A 6,519-nucleotide genomic window follows, 5' to 3' on the forward strand; every position below is an offset into this window, starting at 1 on the left:
CGTCCCCTTCCGTTATTGCGCCGGGGCGGTTGCCGGTGGCGCTTCATTGGTCACCCGCAGGATCCCCCACAGCCCCGAGGTATTGCCGTAGGCGGCGTAGTCGCGGAACAGGTAGTCGCCTGGTACCCCGTTGGCGCCGCCGGCACTGGGCAGCATGAAGCTGAAGTGCGCGGCCGGCAGGACGCTTTCCTGGGCGCCGATGTAGATCGACATCGGGTTGTAGCCGAAGCGCACCGAACCAATACCCGGCAGGCTCATCGGGTAGCCGTCGAGGTCGTTCTTCTCGGCCTGGTAGGCGTGCAGTGGCCACAGGTGACCGTCCAGCTGGTAGGTGATGCCGCGGCTGCCGCCACTGGGCATCAGCACGTGGCTGCGCGCCGGTTGCCCAGGCTTGGCCCAGAGCACCGGGGTCTGCGGATCGCCGCCGACCAGGGCATTGCTGTAGGCCATGTGGGCATTCGGTACATCGCCGAAGCCCACGCCATCGGCGTGGCCGAACGGTGCGTCCGGGGCCAGGCCGAAGCGCAGCCACAGCGGCTCGGTCTTGTAGTTCATGGCCATGTTGCCGTTGTCCTTCGGATCACCGGGTACGCCATTGCCCTCGGTGGCGATGCCTTCGACCGGACGGCCGTCAGCCCAGCGCATGTTCAGCGAGCGCTGCCACATGGTGACGAAGTCGCGGTAGTCGGGCTGGCCATTGACCTTGACCGTGGCCTGGGCGCGACTGGCGGTGTCTTCGGTCCAGGTGGCGCTCTGCGGCAAGATGCTCATGCCACCGACCAGGCCTTTCTGCGGCTGCTTGATGACATCCGCCGGGGTCAGGTTGAGGCCACCGAACTCGATCGCCGTGGTGTTGATGTTGTCCACCGTGCGGCCCAGTTGCAGCACCGGTTTGCCTTCACGCTCCAGGTGCCCGGCGTAGTACTGGTACACCTTGGTTGGGTAGGCGCCGCTGCTGCCGCTGCGTGGCGGTACGGTCTGCACCGGGTTGAGGCCGACGTTGACGCCGTCCGACTTGGTGATGTCGTAGCTGAGCAGTTGCGCATGCAGGCCGACGTGGCTGGACGGGCGCATCAGGTTGTTGTTGAACGCCGTCGAGCCTTCGCTGCCGTTGCGGTCACGCTTGACCACGTTTTGCATCACGGCGGTGCTGGGCAGGTCGGGCATCATCAGCGGCAGGCGGTTCTCCAGGGTGATGCTGATGCAGTCGCCGGCGTTGGCACGCAGGACCAGCGGCTCGACCGGGATACCCGCCTTGAGCTTGCCGGTGCTGGTGTCGAGGTCGGCCTTGCGCACATAGAGCACGGCGGTCGGGTCATGCAGCGGCGCGCTGTGGCCACCGATGGTAAAGGTCGTGCCGTCCTCCTCGTCGACCACGGTGACCTGCGGGATGCTGGTCTTGCGGCTGTTGAACACCAGGGTGCCGCCGTTGGCCTTGAGCGGGCCGCCGACGTGCTGGCCGATCCCGGCGGGGTCGGTGATGCTCACGCCGTGGCGGTTCTCGAGGATGTCGTTGGCCAGCACCGCGACGATCTCGTAGCTGCGCTTGACCGTGGTGCGGGTGCCGATGCCATTGGCATTGGCCGTGGTTTTCGGGCAGATGCCGTCGAACGCCACGGTGTTGCGCATGGCCACCGGCTGCGGGTTGTTGGGCAGCGGGAAGAGGTCGGCGCGCTGCGCGGTGTAGTTGCGCATGATGCCCCAGATACCGTTCCAGTAGCCTTCCAAGGCGGCGTCGAGCGAGTACAGGTAGTCGCCGTTGGTGGCCGCGGAGCTGGAGATCATCGACACCGGCGCCATGAAGCCGAGCTGCTCGGAGATCCCGATCATCTGCGAGGCTTTCCAGCCCGAGTTGGAGCTCATGCCGAAGCCCGAGCCGTTCTGCAGCCATTTGACGCCGTGCAGGGTGACGTTGTGCTCCTCTTCGTGACCGCCAGCGTGCATGCGCAGCCGCACGTTGTCGCCCGAGTAGGTGCGCAGCAGCGGCGTGAACGGGTCACCTGGCTCGGCGCCCTTGTTGATGTGCGGCGGGAACAGCGTGGTGCCGCCGGTAGGGCCGACCGCCGAGGTGATCGCCGAAGGCGCCAGGTTCATCGCCGGGATGGCGCGGTCGGTGCGGGTCTGCAGGGCATAGCCAAGGTCACCGGCCAGGCCGTCGGCCTGCATGCCACGCTTGCCGTCCGGGCCGACCTTGTTCGGGTCGAACACGCGCAGGGCCAGCGGTTCGTTGCGGTAGTTGACGACGAACATGCCGGGGTCATCCACCGAGATCGCCTGCGGGCACGGCCGGGTCGGGCAGCCTGGGCTGAGCCCGCCGCGCGACTCGACCACCGACTCGAGCAGGCTCGAGGCCTTCTGCCGTACAGGCGGGTTGATGGCGAAGCGGAAGCTGTCGCCGGTCGCCGGATACGCCTGGCCATTGGGCACGCCATCCGGGCCTGCACCAACGTACACACCGGCTTCATAGGCGTGCTGGAAGTCGCTGTACTCGAGGAAGAACTCGCGGTAGCTGTCGTTGCGCCCGTCACCGTCGTGGTCGCCGGTCTGGATCACCGCCTGCCACGAGGTCGGCCCGCCGTCCTGGCGGGTGGCCGGGTTGTAGAGCTTCTCGCCGGTTTCGGCGTGGTACCAGGTGGAGCCGGCCGGTTCAGCCAGCACGGTGGCGTACAGGCCCAGTTGCTGGTGGGTCGATGGGCCAAGGTGGTCGTGGGTGAAGATGGTGCCCAGGCCACGGTCGACGTTGTGCACGTTGACCAGCGGGTCGGCGAACCAGCGCTGCATGGCCGTCCGCGCGCCGAGCCAGTCGGCCCTGCCGAAGCGGCCGAAGTACGGGTGCTGCTTGGCTTTCGGGCAGGCCGCGGTGCCGTCGCGGGCATCACCTTCGCTGCAGCCGTTGAAGCTGCGGATGGCATGGATGCGCTCGACCACGCTGCCGGGCGAGAGGATGCCGTCTTCGTAGTTCCAGCCATTGGCCGAGCCGTCGGCGGCGGTCAGGTCCCATTTAGGCAGGTGGATGTGCTGGCCGATCACGTCGGTCGGGGTACGCACCTGGTAGTCGTCCATTTCATAGAACGACGGGATCAGGTTGGTGTGCTGGTACATGGTGCAGTCGAAGGTGTTCATGCGCATCACCAGCGGCTCTGGTGGGCGCTGCTTGGTGATCACCGGCCAGGCGTCTTCCCAGAGGGCGATGATGCGCGCCTGCGGGAAGTGGTAGCCGACCTTGTTGTAGACCGCGTCGAACTGGATGTTGGCACCTTTGTAGATGCGCGGGCGGTCGGCCGTGAAGGTCGAGGTGCCCTTGAAGTTGAGGCCGACGAGGCTTTCGCCGCTGAAGAACTCACCCACCCCCGAAGACTGGGTCAGGCGCTTGCCACGGTCGTCCATGCACGGCTCGTAGAACGGCGCGCCGGCGGTGGGCAAGGCGCCATTGGTGCGGAAGTTGCGCGCCACCGGCTGGCTGCCAGGGATCAGCGCATAGCTCGCGTGCTCGGCCTTGGCGTGGAACTGCATGGCCGCCTGCTCGACGTCGGTGCCCTCCTCCGGCATGTAGATCGGCTTGGCCTTGTGCACCACCTTGGAGAAGTCCAGCTTGGTGGTGGTCGCAACGGCCTCGCCGCCGGCGGAGACACCGTCCAGGGTATGCCGGCCGAGGCCACCGTCCCAACCGTCGACCTGTACGGCGTCGAGGTTGGCCCAGAGCGCGTTGCCGCTGTTTTTCAGCTGTTGCGCGAGCGCAGGGTCGAGCATGTCCAGGGGTGGGGTTGGCGGACGTTGGCCCACGCTGCTTTCCATGCCGCCGATCCAGAACGGATAGCCTGGGTTTTTCAGGCTGCCGTCGGCATTTCGGTTGCTCTCGCTGCGGTCGACCAGGGCCAGCGAACCGGTAGCGCGCGGCGCGGCGGCGTCATGGCCGTGGTCGTCGTCGCCCTCTTCCTCGTCGTGCTCCTCATCGTCATCCTGTTCGGCGACCAGTTGCTCGGACAGTTTGGGCACCACCACGACCTTGCCCGGCATCGGCGCCATGGCCTTGCCTGGCAGCGGCACGATGGCCGGAATCGGCGTACCGGCGATGATCTCGCCGTCCGGCAAGGCTCGCGCACCCGAGGCGGGCTTGCCGTTGCGCAGGGCAAACGGCGTGCTGTGGTAGCCGTTCTGGGCCTCGCCGCTGACTTCCAGGCGGGTGCCTTCTTCGAACACGTCGTGCACCCGCCACATGGCCCACATGCCCTGGGCGAAGTGCGGGTAGAAGTGGCAGTGGTAGATGGCGTCGCCGGCCACCCGGTTGCGGTTGCCCGAGCCGCCGTTGGCGATCTCGTAGGTGTAGCCGATGCCGGGGCCGATGCCCTGGGCGTCGATGTAGTCGGAGTTGTCGTCGTTGGGGTTGAACAGCCACTGATGCCCGTGCAGGTGGAAGATGTGCTGCTCGTGGCCATTGTGGGTGTTGCGGAACTTGGTGAAGTCACCGATATAGCTGTGGTGCACGTTGGCAGGTTCGGCCGGGTACAGGGCCATGCTCGCCTTGACCCCGATCGCATTGGCCGGTGGCGTCTCGCCCGGGCGGATGTGCTCGAGGCCAACGTTGGCCGGCACGTCGACCAGGGTGCCGATGTCACCGACGGTGTGCGAGCTGAGGAAGAACTCCTCGTAAGCACACGACAGGCAATCGTGCATCGGGCCCACGCCCAGGCGGTTGGCCACCACCTCGGCGCCCATGCCGCCGGAGCCGTAGTTGATCATGAACGCGTCGCGTGCTGGCTCCAGCACATGGCCCATGATCGGGTCGGCCCAGTAGCCGGGGAAGGCCTGGGTGCCGGCCACTTCGTCGGCGAACTGCGAGCCGAAGTCGCGGAACGCTTCGAGCCGGTTGGGCAGTGCCGGGTTGCGTTTGTTAATGCTTTCCAGCGGGTAGGTCGAGCGCGGGAAGCTGCCGTCCGGGTTGGGGCCCATGACGATGGCGTCGGTTTCGCTGCTGAGGATCTCGTTGCCGTCGATCATCGCGATGATCGGCTTGCCGGCTTTGCCCTCGGTGATCCACGGTTCGGCCTGCGGGTAGCGGGCGTCGTAATTGACCACCGGCTGGCCGGTCGGTGCGCGGCCGGTGCTGGCCAGGCGCATTTCCTCTTCGGTGAGGGTGTTGCGGTAGGTACGGCCGCCCTTGGGCACGACCACCACCTGGCCGAACAGGCCGTTGGCGACGTTGCCGGCGTTGCCCTCCCCACCAAACGTGGCGCCCTGGCTGGTGGCCGCGAACGCGCCTTCACGCTCGGCATACAGGGTGTAGCTGCGAGTGCCACCAGGGGAAACCAGGAAGTTGCCGTTGCGCCCGGTGTTGGCGGCGATGTCGCTGATGCCGTTGACCGCCTGCATGCCATTGACCTGGAAGCCGACATGGCGGTCGGCGACCTGCTCGTCGGCGATGAAGTGCTCGCCGCCCTCGTTGCCGATCTCGGCGGCTTCGTTTTCGTTCTCTTCGCCTTCTTCTTCGCCTTCGACTTCGTTGTCTTCAGGGTCGATGCCGTGCTTGTTGGGGTTGGCCTGGTAGGCCAGCAGGTTGGTCAGGTTGACCGTCAGGCAATCACCGGCGGCGACCCGCAGGACGATCGGCCGTGGCCGTTTGTCCGGGCGCAGGGTGACCTTGCCGGGGACCGCAGCGCCGCCTTTGTTCAGCGGCACATGGTTTTCGTCGACGACGTCCTGACGCAGGGCGAACATCATGCCGTTGGCATTTTGCGCGCCGAGGCGGTTGAACATCAGCGGTTGGTCGAGCGCGACGACGTTGGCCACCAGGTTGCGCTGGCATTGCACCGCCGCCTCACTGGTCGCCTGCCAGCCGATGAGGGCTAGCACGAGTGTTGTCAGGGCTGGGCCGTTGAGCGGGGTCTTCATGCTGCACCTCCGGGGGACACAGGGACTCTGCGAGGAGATGGAGCAAGGTGCATGCCAGATATTATTGTGTTGCTTTTCAGATGGTTAGGGGATCAATCGCAACGGATTGGGGAGGATTCCCCAGTGCTGTCCCCCGGTTTGGGGGGAACAAGGCGCCAGGCTTGGTTGCACCGCCGCCGTTGAGATTCGGTGTAGATACGTTGGGCTTTTTGGGGCTTATCCGTTCCCTGTGGTGGCGCTGATGGCCCCTTCCGCCCTTACGGCGGGTCACTTTTTTTCTTGGAAAAAAGTAACCAAAAACCGCCGGCTCCCACATACGGCCCTCCGCTGCGCTGCGGGTTCCCTCACTCCGGCCTTGCTCCCGCGAGGACCGGGCTGTACGGGCCTTCCTGGCCCGCAGCCCTTGCCGGCCATCCATGGCCGTCACCTCGCTCCGCAAGACCTCCGTTCGGCCTCCTGAGGTCGCCAAGTTAGGGGTGGCGCCTGGGCTGGCGTTATCTTCGATAGTGGCATTTTTGGTGGATATCTGATCATCGCGGGCAAGCCCGCTCCTACAAGGACCGCGCCGACCTGTAGGAGCGGGCCCGCGATGGCCGGAAGGTCAATGCACATTCTGGCGCTGCCGCGCTG

The 6,519-nt window shown here is 66.2% G+C and carries 1 protein-coding gene; it reads right to left on the reverse strand.

From position 1 onward, the window contains the following. Positions 1-12: 12 nt before the first annotated feature. Complete coding sequence (gene mnxG, locus CCOS865_RS15375) at positions 13-5,889, reverse strand: manganese-oxidizing multicopper oxidase MnxG (protein WP_119142291.1); 5,877 nt, start codon at positions 5,887-5,889, stop codon at positions 13-15. Positions 5,890-6,519 lie beyond the last annotated feature (630 nt).

This window comes from Pseudomonas reidholzensis (assembly GCF_900536025.1).
Taxonomy (GTDB): Bacteria; Pseudomonadota; Gammaproteobacteria; order Pseudomonadales; family Pseudomonadaceae; genus Aquipseudomonas; species Aquipseudomonas reidholzensis.

What these genes read in the sequence shown, in the direction of transcription:
- mnxG (WP_119142291.1), bottom strand. Translation starts at nt 5,889, where the DNA reads ATGAAGACCCCGCTCAACGGCCCAGCCCTGACAACACTCGTGCTAGCC.